The organism is Streptomyces sp. NBC_01485, from assembly GCF_036227125.1.
GTDB lineage: Bacteria > Actinomycetota > Actinomycetes > Streptomycetales > Streptomycetaceae > Streptomyces.
Genome location: NZ_CP109435.1, coordinates 8510609 through 8527814, shown reverse-complemented (window position 1 = coordinate 8527814; position 17206 = coordinate 8510609). Strand labels below are relative to the sequence as shown.

Sequence of the window (17206 nt, the reverse complement as noted above, 5' to 3'; positions counted from 1 at the left end):
CGGCCCAGGACCAGTACGACGATGTTGGAGTCGGTCCGGTGGGCACTGTAGGCCACGCCCTGCCCGGTCATGAACAGCCACGGGAACCACGCCGTCCGGCCGAAGCCCGGTCCGCGTACCGGCCACCGCCCCTGCACCACGCCGACGGAGTGTGCCGACGCGGGATAGGTGTCCCCAGCGGCAGCTATCGACCTGCGTTTCCGCGTTGGAGAGGCACCGTAGTAGTCACCGGATCGGCATGCCGCCTGTCACGCAACGGGATCGGCGGAGCAACGGCCACCGGACACGCTGCTGAAGGCACCAGAGAACACCTTCGACGAGTTGATCGAACGCCGGGACGAACCGCTGTACTCCTGAAGGGTGGCACAGAGCTTTTCCGACCTCTGTCGCGTGGTTGACGGGGAAGGGATGCGTCGGTCCAGAAAATCGGCGGCACCCCGCGCGGGCACCGCACGTCAGAAGTGGAGTCGGCCTTGTCACCTGTACCGAACGGCGTCTACATGATCGCCCGTCCCGGCGAGCAGCTGCTCACGATGGAGGGAGGGTCGTCGGAGCCCAAGACACCCGTTGTGCTGCTGCCGCCCACCGGCAACCCCGGCGAGCAGGAATGGCAACTGGACGTACTCAGCAACGGCAACTGCACGATCCGCAATCTCAGGAGCGAGACCTACCTGTCCTTCGACGGTGACCCGGAGACGAACAAGCCGGTCGTCGGCTACCCCGAGCCGCGCGAGTGGGCGCTCTACCAGAGCGCGCAGCCGCACACCTTCCATGTCGTCGTCCCCGGAGGCCCCGTCGACGGCCGGGAGCTGGCCCTGGACCTCAGCCTGCTGCGGATCTTCCCGCCCCGCATCGCCCTGAGGCCACTCGAGGTCAGCAACCAACGCCAGGCGTGGACCTTCCAGTTCATGGAGTAGAGGCGTGAACCGGGTGCCCGGGTCGGCGACCGACCCGGGCACCGCTCCGAAAGGACGGCCCTGCTCACTACGGCCGCTTGCCGGATGACAACAAGCCTGCTTTTCCTTCCCGGGCACCCGAGGGTACGGGGCCTGGGCAGCGGTCGGCCCCGGCGACGCCCCACGGGGGAGGGTCGCTGCCGGGGCCGACGTGTACGGGCACCCTGACGCGGGTTCGGTCAGGTGACACCGGCCCGTCTCCCACCGCCAGCTGCCCGACTGGCCGAACGAGGGCGCTGTAGTCGTCGACGAAGGCGGCCACGGCCGCCGGGGCATCGTGCAGTTCATCGGCGAGTGGGAAGACCCCACCACCCGGCGCGTCCCGCCATGCGCGATCTTCTGCGTCCCGAGGGCGGCGGCAGGGAGTGGATCGTCGCCGACCACCGCACCCTCACCCAGAGCTGAACATCAGCGCCTCCCTACCCGGCCAGGGGCCGGGCAGGCGGGCCCCTGGCCCGCGGGCACCACGGGAGGCGGGCAGCCGGCCCGCGCCGTCGCACATCGGCAAGCAAGAATGCGTGGCCTTCGCCACAATTTACCCATTTCTGGACATAGGCGTGTCTATAAGTAGTTTCAAAGCTGGTTGCACTCCTTCGGCGATCAGCACAGGGATGCAAAGACCAGTGGCATGGAGAAGCGTTTGATCACGTTCCATAGACGACGCACCGGGCTGATGGCTACGGCCGGCGCACTCGGGGGCATACTCGCGGTCACGGCTCTCGGCGGCACAAGCAACGCTGCCAGCGGCAACGGTGCCGGGAACCACCCGAAATCGCCGGCGCGGGTAAATCAGGCGGGCACCCAGGAAGCCTCCGACGCCCGAATAGAGATCACACCCGGGCAAGGTGCCTACAACGTCGGGATCAACGACCCGGTCGGTGTCACCGTCAGTAATGGAAAGCTCGCCAAGGTGACCATGACCGCCGTCGCGACCGGTGCCGAGATCCCGGGCACTCTGTCCGCGGACGGCACCTCCTGGAAGCCGAACGGCCGACTGGAGCGTGCCACCAAGTATCAGATTGCCGCAGAGGCCGAGGACGCCAAGGGCCGCTCCGCCACCGGTGACGCGACAATCACCACGGTCTCCCCGGCCGACGACTTCATCGGGCACGTCTCGCCTCAGGACGGCTCGACCGTCGGCGTGGGCATGCCGGTGACGGTCAACTTCGACATGGCGATCAGCGACAAGGCCGCTGTGGAGTCGGAGATCCAGGTCAGCTCCAGCAGCGGACAGCGGGTCGTCGGCCACTGGTTCAACGACCACCGCCTGGATTTCCGCCCCGAGAATTACTGGAAGCCCGGCTCCACCGTCACCGTCACGCTCAACCGCCACGGCATCCAGAAGACGGTCACGTTCAAGATCGGCCGGAGCCAGATCAGCACCGTGGACGCAAAGACGAAGCAGATGACCGTCGTCCGCGACGGCAAGACGATCAAGACCATCCCGATCTCGTCAGGCAGCCCCGAGCACCCGACGTACAACGGTCAGATGGTGATCTCCGAGAAGTTCAGGCAGATCCATATGAACGGTGCGACCGTCGGCCTCACGGAGAAGGACGGCAAGCCCTCGTACGACATCAAGGCCGTACCGCACGCCATGCGCCTGACCGACTCGGGCACATTCATCCACGGCAACTACTGGGGCGCCGACTCGGTCTTCGGCAAGGTCAACACCAGCCACGGCTGCGTAGGCCTCAAGGATGTCAGGGCCGGCGGCGACGGCAGCCGGCCCGCCGCGTGGTTCTTCGACCACTCGATGATCGGTGACGTCGTGGTCGTCAAGAACTCCGCGGACAAGACCATGCTGGCCTCGGACAACGGCCTCAGCGATTGGAACATGGCGTGGAGCGTGTGGGCCGCAGGCAGCCCGACCACCTGACACCACACCACTCTCCACGCAGCCGAACCGGCATCCCTTCCCCCAGCCGGTGGCCGACATCATCCGTACCGCATCCACTGCAGCTTGTGTTTGCGTTCGTGGCGAATGCGGGCCTGCTTCGTCAACCCGGGTTGGTGAAGAATCCGGCGAGTTCCCGGCGGGGGCTTGTCCGGCATCGCAGCCTGTCTTGGAAGCCGACTCTAAGCCGAACATGATCGTTTGATTCCTGCTGGTCAGGCAATGGTTTCGCTCGGGGGCCGGCACGTAGGCTTGCCCTGGACTCGATGATCACGTGCCTGGCGCGCTCGTACGACCCGACGACCGAGAGGCCCGGTGGCGGTGGCCCGGGTTCGCCGGTGATGGCGGTCCGCCGGACGACGGAAGAGTGAGGTGGCGTCGGATGGGTGGAGATGTTCTGCGCTGGAGGGAGTACCGCAGCATGCCGTGGAAGAACGGCGGCGGTATGACCCGGGAGGTCGCGTCGGGCGCCGTGCAAGCGCCCCTGGTCCCGGCGGAGCCCGAGGGCGGCTTCGACTGGCGGGTGAGTGTCGCGGACGTGGACGCGGGAGGCTCCTTCTCTTCCTTTCCCGGGATCGACCGCGTGATCACCCTGGTCGAGGGCGATGGCATGGTGCTGACCGTGGACGGGACTCCGCATCCGGTCGGACCGTTGAGCCCCTTCGCCTTCTCCGGCGACGCGGCGACGGACTGCCGGCTGGAGGCGGGCGCGGTGCGCGATATGAATGTGATGACCCGCAGGGGCCGGGCGACGGCACATGTGCGGATCGTCACCGTCGCCGCCGCACGGGGGGCGGAGATGGTGTGCGCCGCGGGCGAGACCCTGCTCGTCATGGCCGTCACCGAGGGGATCGCCGTCGGCCGACCGGACAGGCGGGAGACAGCGCTCGGCCGTCTTGACTCCGTACGCCACGAAGGCCCGGGGCCGCTGACTCTACGGGGCGACGGCACGGTGGCCGAGATCAGGATCACCGCGGCGCACCGACAGCGGGAGTCGGCGCCCGCCCAGTCATCTTCGTGCTCGCGCGTCCACTCACTTCCGCCCCGAGCCCGGTGAGACACGCCCCCGCCGATCTCGACATCAAGGGGTCAATTCGCCGTTTCGTCGGCGTTACCCGTGCGACCCATCCGCCCTTGACCTCGAAGCATTCAGAAAACAGAGGAACTTCCACAGAAAAGAGCATTGGACAGAGGAAGTCTGCCAGGCAACAGTTACCGCACTTCACGCCACGGAAGAGCGGAGAGCCCCCATGGCAAAGGCCGAGACGCCTCAGCGCATCGAGGACAAGACCATCCAGCCGATCGCCCTGGATCAGCGGCACGGCAAGGCCCGTGACCTGTTCACCATCTGGTTCGGCTCCAACATCATGGTGCTGACGGTGGTGACCGGCGCACTGGCCACCACCGTGTACGGACTGCCCTTCTGGCTGGCAGCCGTCGGTATCGTCATCGGCAATCTGCTGGGCGCGGTGCTCATGGCGCTGCACTCGGCCCAGGGGCCGCAGCTCGGGGTGCCGCAGATGGTGCAGACCCGCGGCCAGTTCGGCTCGTACGGGTCGCTGCTGGTGATCGGGCTCGTCATCTTCATGTACATCGGGTTCTTCGCCTCGAACCTGGTCCTGGCCGGGCAGTCGCTCGCCACGCTCGACATACACATCGACGTGGACGGCGGCATCGTGCTCGTGGGCGTCGTCAGCGTGATCGCGACGATCTTCGGCCACGACCTGATCCACTCCTACACCCGCGTGATGACATGGCTGTCCGGTGCGGCCCTGCTGCTGGCGTTCGTGTGGGTCGTCTTCGTGCACGGACTGCCGCAGGACTTCTCCTCGCACGGCAGCGCCACGGTGGCCGGTTTCCTCGGTACGGTCACCGCCGGCGCCCTGTGGCAGATCGCCTACGCGCCCTATGTGTCGGACTACTCGCGCTACATGCCGGCCGACACCGGTTCCCGTCCCGCCTTCTGGGCGAGCTACGCGGGCTGTTCACTGGGCTCGATCCTGCCCATGCTGCTCGGCGCCGTCATCGGCGCCGCGGTCGGCGACGACGTCATCGGTGGCCTGACCACGCTCACCGGTTCGGTGAGCACTCTGGTGGTCGTCGTCTTCTCCGTCGGCATCGCCGCCACGAACGCGATGAACCTCTACTGCGGCGTCCTGTCCACCATCACGGTCGGCCAGACCTTCGTACCGCACTGGTCGCCGGGGCGCGTCGCCCGTGCGGTGACCGCCACCGTGATGTTCCTGCTGTCTCTGGTGACGGCCCTCGCGGGCAAGGACAACTTCCTCGAACACTACGAGAACTTCATCCTGCTGCTGATGTACGTCCTGGTTCCCTGGACCGCGGTCAACCTGGTCGACTACTACCTGCTGCAGCACGGCAAGTACGACGTGGACTCGTTCTTCCGCGCCGACGGCGGGATCTACGGACGGGTCAACGTGGTCGCGGTGGCGTGTTACCTGCTCGGCGCCGCGATCCAGGTGCCGTTCGTGGCCACCACGATGTACACCGGTCCGGTCGCCGACGCCCTGGGCGGCGTGGACATCTCCTGGATCGTCGGACTGGTCGTCGTCAGCCCCGCCTACTACTTCCTCGCCCGCCGTTCCGCCCGCCGCACCCCCGCGCCGGTGTCGGCCGTCCCCACACCCGCCGTCGAGACGGCCGGCTGACATGAGCGAGGCAGCACAGAGCGTCTTCGACTACGTGGTGGTCGGCGGCGGAACCGCCGGTGCGGTGATCGCCTCCCGCCTCAGTGAGGACCCGGGTGTCTCGGTCGGCCTCCTCGAATGGGGGCCGAGCGACCGCGAGGAGCCACGGGCGCTCCAGATCCGCCGCTGGTTCGAGATGCTGGAGGGCGAGTACGACCTCGACTACCGCAGCGTGCACCAGCCGCGCGGCAACTCGCACATCCGCCAGTCCCGGGCCCGGATCCTGGGCGGCTGTTCCACCCACAACACCATGATCGCGCTACGGCCGCCGGCCGCCGACTTCTCCGACTGGGTCGAACGGGGCGCCGTCGGCTGGGACGCGGCAACGATGTTCCCGTACTACGACCGGCTGCTCACCCACATCGTCCCGGTCGCCGAAGAACATCGGAATCCCTATCTCGCAGACGTCGTGAAGGCCGCCGCCACGGCGCTCGACATCCCGGTTCGAGAGCGGTGGAACGACCGGCCGTACGCGGACGGCGTGGGATTCCTGGAGATCGGCTACTACCCGGAGACGGGGGTGCGGTCGTCGTCCTCCGTGGACTACCTGCACCCGGTCATGGACGATCGCCCGAACCTGAGCACGCTGCTCGAAACCCGCGTCACGCGAGTCCTGTTCACCCCGGACCGGCGCGCGTACGGCGTGGAGGTACGCCGCGCGGACGGCTCGACGCACACCGTCCGGGCCCGGCACGAGGTCGTTCTGTGCGCGGGAGCGATCGACACCCCGCGACTGCTCCTGCTCTCGGGCGTCGGACCGGCCGAGGAACTGCGCGCGCTCGGAATCCCGGTCGTCCTGGACTCGCCGGGCGTGGGGCGCAATCTCAGTGACCATCCCGAGGGCCTGATCGTGTGGGAGGCCACCGAGCCGATCCCCGGGACCGGGGCCACCGACTGGGACATGAGTGTCATGGCACGGGTCGATCCGGATGCCGTCGTGCCGCAGATCCTCATGCACGTCCCCTTGATGACGTACGCGGTCCACGCCGAGCGGCTGGGCTGCGACATCCCGCGCCACAGCATCTCCATGACGCCGAACGTCGCCCGGCCCCACAGTCGGGGCACCGTCCGGCTGGCCTCCGCCGACCCTGCCGAAGCACCCCTGATCGACTACCGGAACTTCACCGACCCGGAGGGCCATGACGAGCGTCTGCTGGTCGAGGGCATCCGGATCGCGCGCCGGATCGCGGCGACCGCGCCCATGGCGCGGTGGGTGGGCCGTGAGGTCTTCCCGGGGCCTGAGGTGGTCACCGACGAGGAGATCTCCGCACTGGTCCGGGCCACCAGTCACACCGTCTACCACGTGTCGTGCACGGCACGGATGGGGGCCGACGGTGACCATGAGGCGGTGCTCGATCCGTCGCTGCGGGTACGCGGGACGAGCGGACTGCGGGTGGCCGACGCATCGGCGTTCCCGTCCCTGACCACGGTCAACCCGGTGGTCGCCGTCCTGATGCTGGCCGAGCGGGCAGCCGAGCTGCTCCGCGCCGGCGGCTGATCCCACGACCCCATGACGCACGCGGGATCAGCCGTGTCCGCTGCCCGCCACCACCTCGCGCACGACGTCCATCAGCGCCCGCGCCCGCGCGGACTGCCGGACCCCGTCGAGGCGGGCGAGCACCACCTCCAGAGACGGGTAGTCGTCGGACAGGTCCAGACAGACCACCACGCCGCCCGCGTAGGTCTGATCGGTGGCGGGATGCTGGTTGAGCACCGAGTAGCCGTGCCCCTGAGCCACCAGGGAGCGGACGGTCTCGTAACTGCGGGTGCGGTAGCGCACGTGGGGACTGGTTCCGGTGGCACCGAAAAGGGAACGGAAGTAGTCGCGGCTGTGCGGCAGGTCCAGCAGCACCAGTGGTTCGTCGGCCAGCTCCGCGAGGTCGACGGCACCACGGCCGGCCAGGCGGTGGTCCGGCGGGACGATCGCGTACGCCGGGGCGGAGGCGAGGGGCTCACGGACGAACTCGCCGTCGAACCCGAGGTCATAGGTGAGGGCGAAGTCGATCCGCCCGTCCCGCAGGGCCCGTGCGAGTTCCTCGGCCTCGGCTTCCAGTACGGAGATCTCGAGGTCCGGGTGGCGCTCGGCACACACGGTGAACAGCGGGGGCAGCAGGGTCGGGGCCAGCGTCATGAAGCATCCCAGGCTCACCGTGCCGGTCAGCGAGGCGCCGGTGCCGCGTGCCTCCTCCGCCACCTCACGGGCATGGCCGAGCAGTTCCCGCGCCTGGTGGAGCATCCGCTCCCCGGCCGACGTCAGGGTCAGCCCCTTGGCCCGGCGGCGGATGAACAGCTGCACCCGCAGGTCGCGCTCCAGGTTGGACACGGCCGTGGAGACCGCGGACTGGGCGATGTGCAGCCGCTCCGCCGCAGCCGTCATGGAACCGGACTCCGCCGCGACGACGAAGTACCGCAACTGAACGAGGGTGAACCCGACCGGTGCTGTCACATCCCCCAGATTACATCTGATCAACAGATGCACATTGAGCAAAAGCCCTGCTCTGCCGATCCAAGTCGGGCTCGCGCCGTGGTGGCACAGCCCACTGCGCAACGTTCGCCGCGATGGGCAGCGCCCCACCGGCGTGACCGTCGTCGCCCCCGCACGAGCGGAAGCGGCTCACAGGCGGGAGCAGCCGGTGAGCGTCCGGGCGAGGCCGGCCAGGGCGTCGCTGGCCGTGTCGTGGTCCACGGCCGGGTTACGGCCGACGATGTGCAGGCCGTAGCCGTCCTCCAGCATCACCAGGTCGCGGGCTATGTCCGCAACCGGCGTGGACGGCGTGAACGCACCCTCCGCGCACCCGACTTCGAGGATCGTCGTGTACAGGGCGACCTCCCGGGCGAAGAGCGAGGACATCAGTGCGGCGTGTTGCCGGCTGCGGTCGGCGAGCCCGTGCAGTTCGTAGAGCAGGCGGTGGGTGGCGTCGTCGCTGTCGCGGGGCAGTCCGCTCTCGATCGCCCTGCGCAGCCGCTCCGCGGGATCGACGGCGGCGTCGGCGGAGGAGTGGGACAGGCGCGCGGTCAGGTACCGTTCGACCGCGTCCTGGTGCACCTCGAAGACGAGGTCGTCGAGCTCCGGGTAGTAGTACAGGACCGATCCCACGGAGACGCCCGCCTCGGCCGCGATGTCCTTGATCCGCAGCCCGGCCAGACCCCGCTCCGTGATCGCCCGGCCCGCCGCCTCGATGAGCGCCTCGCGTCGGGCACCTTGATTCTTCGGTCTTGCCACGGTGTTAATTCCCCGTTTCCCAGGTCAATGAATCCACATTCTCTCGCCCACAGCCATTGACAGTCCAGCCGTAGATAGTTTGAATTCCGATTCAAAGAACTCTGGCCGGCCGCTCGACGGCCGCACCGGCGCCCCGCTCTGGGGCCGACCCAGGAGCCGTTCTTCATGACCGACCTCACCCACTCCGACTGGCAACGCAGGGCCGCCCGGCTGCGCCCCGAGACCAGGGCGTACATCGACGGCGAGTGGACCCACGCCGCCGACGGCGCCACGTTCACCACGGTCGACCCGGCCACCGCCAAGCCGGTCGCCGAGGTCGCCTCCTGCCAGGCCACCGACGTCGACCGCGCGGTACGTGCCGCCCGTGCGGCGTTCGAGGACGGCCGCTGGTCGCGCCTCGCCCCGACCGAGCGCAAGCGCCGCCTGCTCCGCCTGGCCGAGCTGGTCGCGGCCGACGCCGAGCACCTCGCCCTGCTCGACAGCCTGGACATGGGCAAGCCGATCACCGACGGGCTCACCGTCGACGTGCCGTCGGCCGCGGCCTGCTTCGCCTGGCACGCGGAGGCGATCGACAAGCTGTACGACGAGGTCGCGCCCACCGCCCCGGGCAACCTCGCCCTGGTGCGCCGCGTCCCGCTCGGCGTGATCGGCGCCGTCGTCCCGTGGAACTTCCCGCTCGACCTGGCGGCCTGGAAGCTCGCACCCGCGCTGGCGGCCGGCAACAGCGTCGTCCTCAAGCCCGCCGAGCAGTCGCCGCTGTCCGCGCTGCGGCTGGCCGCCCTCGCCGCCGAGGCGGGGATTCCCGACGGCGTGCTCAACGTCGTTCCCGGGCTCGGCGAGAGCGCGGGGCAGGCGCTCGGCCGCCACCCGGACGTCGACGTCCTCGCCTTCACCGGCTCCACCGCGGTCGGCAAGCTGTTCCTCACGTACGCCGCCGAGTCCAACCTCAAGCAGGTGTGGCCCGAGTGCGGCGGCAAGAGCCCCAACCTGGTCTTCGCCGACGCCGACCTGGAGGCCGCCGCCGAGCGCGCCGCCTGGGGCTTCGTCTACAACGCCGGACAGGTCTGCTCCGCCAACACCCGACTGCTCGTCCAGGCCTCTGTCGCCGAGGAGTTCACCGCCCGGGTCGCCGCGCACGCCGCCGCGTGGCGGCCCGGCGACCCCCTCGACCCGGCCACCCGGCTCGGCCCCGTCGTCGACGAGCGGCAGGCCCGACGCCTGGCCGACGCGGTGTCCTCGGCGGTCACCGGCCACGGCGCGAGCGTGGTCTGCGGCGGCACTCGCCCCGACCTCGACGGCGCCTACGTGAATCCCACCGTCCTCACCGGCCTCACGCCCGACGCCCCGCTCGCCCGCGAGGAACTCTTCGGCCCGGTCCTGACCGTGCTGCCGTTCACCGACGAGGCGGACGCCGTACGCATCGCCAACGACTCCCCGTACGGGCTCGCCGCCTCCGTGTGGACCCGTGACCTCGCCCGTGCCCACCGTCTCGCCGACGCCCTGCACGCCGGAACCGTCTCGGTCAACACCGTCGACGCGCTCGACCCGGTCATCCCGTTCGGAGGCTTCAAGCAGTCCGGATACGGCCGCGACCTCTCCCTGCACTCCTTCGACAAGTACACCGGCCTGAAGACGACCTGGATCGCGTACGGCTGAGCCGCCACCTCACGACCATCCCTCACCATCCCTCACCAACCGTCGAGAAGGGACCCCCGATGAGCCGCATCACCCTCTCCCCCGCCGAACTGGCCGCCGCCGACCGGGCCCGCATCATCCACCCCTACCTCCCCGGCAGCGCCGAAGAGCGCGTCATCATGACGGAGGGCTCCGGCTGCCGCCTCACCGACGCGGACGGCCGCAGCTACCTCGACGCCACGGGCGGGCTCTGGCTGGCCCAGATCGGCCACGGCCGCGAGGAAGTCGCCCGCGCCGCCCACGAACAGATGCGGAAGCTGGAGTACTTCACCAGCTTCTGGGAGTTCTCCAACGACCGCGCCATCGAGCTCGCCACCCGGCTCACCGAGATCGCCCCCGAGGGCCTCGGCCACGTCTACTTCACCTCCGGCGGGTCCGAGGGCAACGAGGCCGCCATCAAGATGGCCCGCTACTACCACCACCGGCGCGGGGAGGCCTCCCGCACCTGGATCCTGGCCCGTCACAAGGCGTACCACGGCATCGGCTACGGCGGCGGCTCGGCCACCGGCTTCCCCGTCTACCACGAGGGCTTCGCGCCGATGATGCCGCACGTCTCCCACCTGACCCCGCCCTGGCCGTACCGCACCGAGCTCTACGACGGCCAGGACCCGACCGACTTCCTCATCCGCGAACTCGAGGAGCGCATCGCCGAGATCGGCCCGTCCAACATCGCCGCGATGATCGGTGAACCCATCATGGGCGTCGGCGGCATGCTCGTCCCGCCGGCCGACTACTGGCCGCGGGTGCGCGAGGTCCTCGACCGGCACGGCATCCTGCTCGTCTTCGACGAGGTCGTCACCGCGTACGGCCGGGTCGGCGAGTGGTTCGCCGCCCAGCACTTCGACATCCGCCCCGACATCATCGTCACCGCCAAGGGCATCACCTCCGGCTACATCCCGCTCGGCGCGCTCCTCGTCGGCGACCACGTCGCCGAACAGCTGCTGCGCGAACACGGCTTCCCCATGGGCTACACCTACAACGGCCACCCGGTCGCGGCCGCCGTGGCACTGGCCAACCTCGACATCATCGAACGCGAGGGCCTGCTCGGCCGGGCCACCGAGATCGGCGCCTACCTGCACCGCGAACTCGACGCCCAGCTCGGCGAGTTGGACATCGTCGGAGAGATCCGCTCCGTCGGGATGATGCTCGCCGTCGAACTCGTCGCCGACCGCAGCACCCGCGAACCGCTCCCCCTCGACCCCACGCGCATGCCGCACGACGTGATCCGCCGCGAGACCGGCGTCATCGTCCGCGACTCGGAACACAGCCTCGTCCTCTCCCCGCCCCTGATCATGACCGAGACCGAGGCCAAGGAGACCGTCACCGCCATCCGCTCCGTCCTGGAGCGCACCTCGCCCACCGGACAGATCCGCGGCTGAGGACGTCCGCCCCGGCCCAGCACATCCCGGAGGTACCCTCGTGTCCGTCCCCGCCTCCCCGGCCCCCGTGCCGCACCTGCGGCGCAGTCTGCGCCGCTTCGACATCGTGGCGATGGGCGTCGCCGCCGTGATCTCCTTCGACACCATCGGGCAGATCGCCTCCGGTGGCGGCCAGGCCGCCACCTGGATCGCCCTCATCGCGGTGGCGTTCCTCGTCCCGTACGCGCTCGTCTTCGCCGAGACCGGCGCCGCGTTCCCCCAGGAAGGCGGCCCGTACGTCTGGGTGAAGCTCGCCCTCGGCCGGGGCCCGGCAGCCGTGACCACCCTCTTCTACTGGGTCACCAACCCCATCTGGCTCGGCGGCTCCCTCGTCTTCATCGCCGCCGAGACCTGGGACGGCTTCGTCTTCCACCTCGGCACCGGCACCTTCGCCGACTACACCTTCAAGCTGTTGTTCATCTGGGCCGCCATCCTCACCGCCGTCATCTCGCTGCGCCGCGGAAAGTGGATCACCACGGCCGGCGCCGCGGTGAAGGTCCTCGCGATCGCCCTGTTCACCGCCACCGCCCTCGCCTACGGCGACGAGCACGGCTTCCACGGCCTCGACCAGACCTCCTTCAGCCCCACCACAGCCGGCTTCCTCGCTCTCGTGCCGGTCCTGCTCTTCGCCTACGTCGGCTTCGAGGCCCCGAACGCGGCCGGCGACGAGATGCACGACCCGCAGCGGGACGTGCCGTTCTCCATCGGCGTCTCGGCCCTGATCGCCGCCTGCTGCTACCTGCTGCCGGTGCTCGCGATCCTCGCCGCCGCCCCGCCCGGAAAGGTCACGGGCATCGGGGGCTTCATGGACGCCGCCCACCTCGTCTACACCGACGTGTACGGCAGTTGGAGCGGACCGCTCCTGACGGCCACCGCCGTGATGTTCGTCTTCGCGCTCCTCACCCAGGGCAGTGCCTGGATGATCGTCAGCGACCGCATGCAGGCCATGGCCGCCGCCGACGGGGGCTTCTTCAGCCGCTCCCTCGGAGCCTTCCACCCCCGGCTCAGCACCCCGGTCCGCATGAACGTGCTCTCCGGACTCACCGCGACCGTTTTCATGATCGCCTCCATGACCCTCATCCACGGCAACGCCGCAGCCGTCTTCGGCGTCGTCCTCACCGTCGCCATCACCACCCTCCTGCTCTCGTACCTCACGGTCGTCCCGGCACTGCTCGTCCTGCGCCTGCGCCATCCCCAGGTCGACCGTCCCTACCGAGTGCCGTTCGGCACCACCGGCTTCAAGGTGTACGCCGCGCTCGTCTACGCCTGGATCGTGCTCGGCTCCTGGGTGGCCCTGTTCCCGGGCACGCTGGAGCCCCTCCTCGGCATCTCCTACGACTTCCAGGGCACCTGGGGCGTCTCACGCACCACCTTCGAGGTGTTCACCCTCGGCTCGGTCGTCCTGCTGCTGGCCGTCGGCGTCGCGGGATACACCGTCAACCGGACCTCGTCGGCAGCCGCCACCAACGGTGCGGCAGGCCGCCCGGCCGTCGTGTCGAGCGGTTCGCGAGAAGACTGACCCGCTTACCTGCTCGCCCGAAGGGTGCTTGCGGTGGCTGCCGCCTGGCACATCTACAAATCAGATCACCCATAACAGAAACATCTGTTCGACAGAATTTCACCCGCGCCCGAGGATGTCTCGTGCGGCAGCACGGTCAACGTGACACCGAGATGAGCTGCCGCCTGAGGGGAGGCTGACATGCCCAGTGAAGAGACCGAAGTAGTCGTCGTCGGGGCCGGCCAAGCAGGCGTCGCGATGAGCGAGCACCTGGGAGCCCACGGCGTACCGCACATCGTCCTGGAGCGACACCGCATAGCCGAGCGCTGGCGCTCGGAGCGGTGGGACTCCCTGGTCGCGAACGGGCCCGCCTGGCACGACCGGTTCCCGGGGATGGAGTTCCCCGGCATCGCCCCCGACGCTTTCGCTTCGAAGGAGCAGGTCGCCGACTACTTCGTCGCGTACGCCGAGAAGATCGGTGCTCCGATCCGGTGCGGCGTCGAGGTGACCTCGGTGCGCAGGCACGCCGGCCGGCCGGGCTTCCGGGTCGAGACGTCGGAGGGCTCCATCGACGCGCGCTACGTCGTGGCCGCGACCGGACCGTTCCAGCGGCCCGTGATTCCGCCCGTCGTCCCCGACGGTGCGGTCCCCGTGCAGATCCACTCCAGCGGGTACCGCAACCCGGAACAGCTGCCCGAGGGCGCGGTCCTCGTGGTCGGGGCGGGCTCCTCCGGTGTCCAGATCGCCGACGAGCTGTGCCGGTCCGGCCGCCGGGTCCTCCTCTCGGTCGGTCCGCACGACCGTCCTCCCCGCGAGTACCGCGGACGTGACTTCTGCTGGTGGCTCGGTGTGCTCGGGCTCTGGGACGCGCAGGCGCCCGCCCAGGGGGCCGAGCACGTCACCATCGCGGTCAGCGGCGCCCGCGGCGGCCATACCGTGGACTTCCGCGCTCTGGCCGACTCGGGTATCGAGCTCGTCGGCATGACCGCTTCCCACAGTGACGGCGTACTGCGCTTCGCGCCGGACCTCGCCACGAACATCGCGCTCGGCGACGACAAGTACCTCGGGCTCCTGCGGGCCGCCGACGCGTACGTCGAGCGCAACGGGCTCGACCTCCCGGAGGAGCCGGAGGCACACGTCCTCGGGCCGGCCCCGGAATGCGTGACCAGCCCCCGGCTGGAGCTCGACCTGGCCGAGGCCGGCGTCACCTCGATCGTCTGGGCGACGGGCTTCGCCGCGGACTACAGCTGGCTGGAAGTCGACGCGTTCGACGAGAAGGGCCGGCCGAACCAGCGCCGCGGGGTGTCCGCCGAGACCGGTGTCTACTTCCTGGGCCTGCCCTGGCTGTCCCGTCGCGGGTCGACGTTCATCTGGGGTGTCTGGCACGACGCCCGGTACGTCGCCGACCACATAGCGACTCAACGCGGCTACCTCGCGCACGGCACCACCGACCAGCCCGTCGTCCCCGTCGGCGACCCGGAAGAACTGAGGAGCGGACGATGACCTCCACGAGCGAGGGCCGCGAGGTGAAGCCCCCGATCGTCGCCGGCGGGCACACCCGGATCCGGCCGTTCAACACCCGCGACACCTATCCCGAGCAGAGCCTCGACAACGATCTCTGCCAGGCCGTCGTCGCGGGCGGCACCGTGTACGTCCGGGGCCAGATCGGCCAGGACCTCGGTACCAGCGAGTCCGTGGGCATCGGCGACGCCGAGGCCCAGGCGGAGCAGGCCATGGCGAACATCAAGATGCTGCTCGAAGAGGCGGGCAGCCGGATGGAGCACCTGGTCAAGCTGACCATCTACCTGATCGACCCGCGTTACCGCGAGGCGGTGTACCGCACCGTGGGCCGCTGGACCAAGGGCGTCCACCCGATCTCGACCGGCCTGGTGGTGTCCGCCCTGGCGCGCCCGGAGTGGCTGTGCGAGATCGACGCCGTCGCCGTGATCCCCGAGGAGGACCGGGCATGACGTTCTCCCTGGTGGTCCGCGACGGCGAGCGGTTCGGCGTCGCGGCCACGTCCTCGAGTCCGGCGGTCGCGGCCCGGGTCGTGCATCTGCGGCCCGGGGCCGGCGCGGCGACCTCGCAGAACATCACCGATCCCACCCTCGGCACACACCTGCTGGAAGGGCTGGCGGACCACGGCGACGCGCAGCGCGCTCTGGGCGACGTCATCGGCGCGGCGCGGAACGAGAAGACCATCGCCTACCGCCAGTTGACCGTGCTGGGCCGCTCCGGGCCCGGGTTCGCCCACAGCGGTTCGCAGACCCTGGGCACGCACGCCTCGGCCACCGCGGACGGTGCGGTGGCGGCCGGCAACATGCTGTCCGGCGAGCACATCCCCGGCGTCCTCCTCGACGCGTACGCCGCTGCCACGGGCGAGCTGGAGGAGAGGCTGCTCGCCGCGATGAAGGCCGCCGTCGCGGCCGGCGGCGAGGAGGGACCGGTGTACTCCGCGGGCATGGCGGTCGTCGCGGACGTGGGCTGGCGGGTGACCGACCTGCGGGTGGACTGGGCCGAGGACCCCGTGGACAGGCTCGGCGATCTCCTCGACGTCTGGCTGCCCCAACGGGACGACTACGTGCGCCGCGGGCTCGATCCCGCCACCTCTCCTTCGTACGGCGTCCCGGGGAACCTGTGATGGGCACGATGAAAGAGGCCGCCAGGAAGGCGGTCGACCGTCATGCCGAGGAACTGATCGGGCTCTCCGAGCGGCTGCACGCCGACCCGGAGACGGCCTGGGAGGAGCATCGGGCCGCCGCCGCGGTGCCGGAACTGCTGGACCGTGCCGGATTCGACGTCACCTCGTCGTACCTGGGCCTGGACACGGCCTTCCTCGCCCGGTTCGGCAGCGGGCCCGTCCGGATCGCGTTGTGTGCCGAGTACGACGCGCTGCCCGGCCTCGGTCACGCGTGCGGGCACAACCTCATCGCGGCGAGCTCCGTCGGCGCCGCGCTCGGCCTGGCCGCCGTCGCCGACGACGCCGGCCTCACCGTGGAGGTCTACGGCACCCCGGCGGAGGAGGGCGGCGGCGGCAAGATCGAGCTGCTCGACCGAGGCGCCTTCGCCGGGGTCGACCTCGCGATGATGGTGCACCCGGCGCCGGTCGACGTCGCCGAGGCCCGCCCGTTCGCGGTCAGCCACTCGAAGATCTCCTACACCGGGAAGTCCGCGCACGCCGCCGCCTATCCGGAGACCGGGATCAACGCGGCCGACGCCTTCACCGTGGCCCAGGTCGCCATCGGGCTGCTGCGGCAGCAGTTGCCCGCGTCGGTGCGCGTGCACGGGGTGGTGACGCACGCCGGGGACGCTCCGAACGCCATTCCGGAACGGTCGACCGGACGCTGGTACGTCAGGGCCGAGACGCTCGCCGAACTGGCCGAGCTGGAGCCACGCGTCATGCGGGTCTTCGAGGCGGGGGCCCTCGCCACCGGCTGCGACCTGGCGATCGAGCCGGAGAGCAAGCCCTACGCGGAGTTCCGCACGGACGAGACCTCCCTCGGCCACTACCGTGCGAACGCCCTCGCCCTGGGGCGGGAGTTCGCACCGCCCGGCCAGGCCGCACGGATGAACCGTGCCTCCACCGACATGGGCAACGTCTCGCAGGTGGTGCCGGCCATCCACCCCTACATCGGCATCGGCTCCCTGCCCGCCACCAACCATCAGCACGAGTTCGCCGCGTACTGCGTGGGCGGGACGGCCCAGCGGGCCCTGCTCGACGGCGCGGTCGCGCTGGCCTGGACCGGTGTGGACCGCGGCGCTCCGGCCGCCGCGCGCTGACGGACGACGCACTCCGGAAGCGCTGTTCCGG

The 17206-nt window shown here is 69.9% G+C and carries 14 protein-coding genes; 12 read left to right on the top strand and 2 right to left on the bottom strand.

Going from position 1 to position 17206, the window contains the following annotated elements; all coding sequences use genetic code 11:
- The first annotated feature begins 473 nt into the window (after window positions 1–473).
- The 5 genes from OG352_RS37310 to OG352_RS37290 all read left to right on the top strand — a co-directional run bounded on the left by OG352_RS37310 (window position 474) and on the right by OG352_RS37290 (window position 7059).
- Window positions 474–917, top strand: coding sequence for an RICIN domain-containing protein (locus OG352_RS37310; protein ID WP_329223024.1), 444 nt, complete (start codon window positions 474–476; stop codon window positions 915–917).
- Between the two features lie 667 nt (window positions 918–1584).
- On the top strand, window positions 1585–2835 hold the full coding sequence (locus OG352_RS37305; protein WP_329223023.1) for a L,D-transpeptidase: 1251 nt from the start codon (window positions 1585–1587) through the stop codon (window positions 2833–2835).
- A 400-nt stretch (window positions 2836–3235) separates the two neighbouring features.
- Entirely contained in the window at window positions 3236–3910 is a 675-nt protein-coding gene (locus tag OG352_RS37300) for a HutD/Ves family protein (protein WP_329223021.1), read from the top strand.
- Between the two features lie 193 nt (window positions 3911–4103).
- A complete protein-coding gene (locus tag OG352_RS37295) occupies window positions 4104–5522 on the top strand; it encodes a purine-cytosine permease family protein (RefSeq protein ID WP_329223020.1) in 1419 nt (472 codons plus the stop codon).
- 1 nt (window position 5523) lies between these two features.
- Complete coding sequence (locus OG352_RS37290) at window positions 5524–7059, top strand: GMC family oxidoreductase (RefSeq protein ID WP_329223019.1); 1536 nt, start codon at window positions 5524–5526, stop codon at window positions 7057–7059.
- Window positions 7060–7086: 27 nt separating this feature from the next.
- Here the strand turns inward: OG352_RS37290 and OG352_RS37285 are convergent, their stop codons facing one another.
- Both OG352_RS37285 and OG352_RS37280 read right to left on the bottom strand, forming a co-directional pair.
- Window positions 7087–8007: a LysR family transcriptional regulator gene (locus tag OG352_RS37285; RefSeq protein WP_329223017.1), complete on the bottom strand. Its 921-nt coding sequence runs from the start codon at window positions 8005–8007 to the stop codon at window positions 7087–7089.
- Between the two features lie 168 nt (window positions 8008–8175).
- Entirely contained in the window at window positions 8176–8784 is a 609-nt protein-coding gene (locus tag OG352_RS37280) for a TetR/AcrR family transcriptional regulator (RefSeq protein ID WP_329223015.1), read from the bottom strand.
- Between the two features lie 165 nt (window positions 8785–8949).
- Here OG352_RS37280 and OG352_RS37275 point away from each other — a divergent pair, with 165 nt between their 5' ends.
- The 7 genes from OG352_RS37275 (at window position 8950) to OG352_RS37245 (ending at window position 17175) form a co-directional block, all read left to right on the top strand.
- Window positions 8950–10440: an aldehyde dehydrogenase family protein gene (locus OG352_RS37275; protein ID WP_329223014.1), complete on the top strand. Its 1491-nt coding sequence runs from the start codon at window positions 8950–8952 to the stop codon at window positions 10438–10440.
- A 59-nt stretch (window positions 10441–10499) separates the two neighbouring features.
- Window positions 10500–11858: an aminotransferase family protein gene (locus tag OG352_RS37270; protein ID WP_329223012.1), complete on the top strand. Its 1359-nt coding sequence runs from the start codon at window positions 10500–10502 to the stop codon at window positions 11856–11858.
- A gap of 40 nt (window positions 11859–11898) precedes the next feature.
- Window positions 11899–13416 (top strand): APC family permease, encoded by a 1518-nt coding sequence (locus OG352_RS37265; protein WP_329223010.1) that lies wholly within the window; start codon window positions 11899–11901, stop codon window positions 13414–13416.
- A 180-nt stretch (window positions 13417–13596) separates the two neighbouring features.
- Entirely contained in the window at window positions 13597–14898 is a 1302-nt protein-coding gene (locus OG352_RS37260; RefSeq protein ID WP_329223009.1) for a flavin-containing monooxygenase, read from the top strand.
- Window positions 14895–15365 carry a RidA family protein gene (locus OG352_RS37255; RefSeq protein ID WP_329223007.1) on the top strand — a complete coding sequence of 157 codons (471 nt, stop codon included), beginning with the start codon at window positions 14895–14897 and terminating at the stop codon, window positions 15363–15365. The genes OG352_RS37260 and OG352_RS37255 overlap by 4 nt, the downstream gene beginning before the upstream one ends.
- Window positions 15362–16036, top strand: a complete 675-nt coding sequence (locus tag OG352_RS37250; protein WP_329223005.1) for a DUF1028 domain-containing protein — start codon at window positions 15362–15364, stop codon at window positions 16034–16036. Before OG352_RS37255 ends, OG352_RS37250 begins: the two co-directional genes overlap by 4 nt.
- On the top strand, window positions 16036–17175 hold the full coding sequence (locus OG352_RS37245) for a M20 family metallopeptidase (RefSeq protein ID WP_329223003.1): 1140 nt from the start codon (window positions 16036–16038) through the stop codon (window positions 17173–17175). The genes OG352_RS37250 and OG352_RS37245 overlap by 1 nt, the downstream gene beginning before the upstream one ends.
- Window positions 17176–17206: the final 31 nt, after the last annotated feature.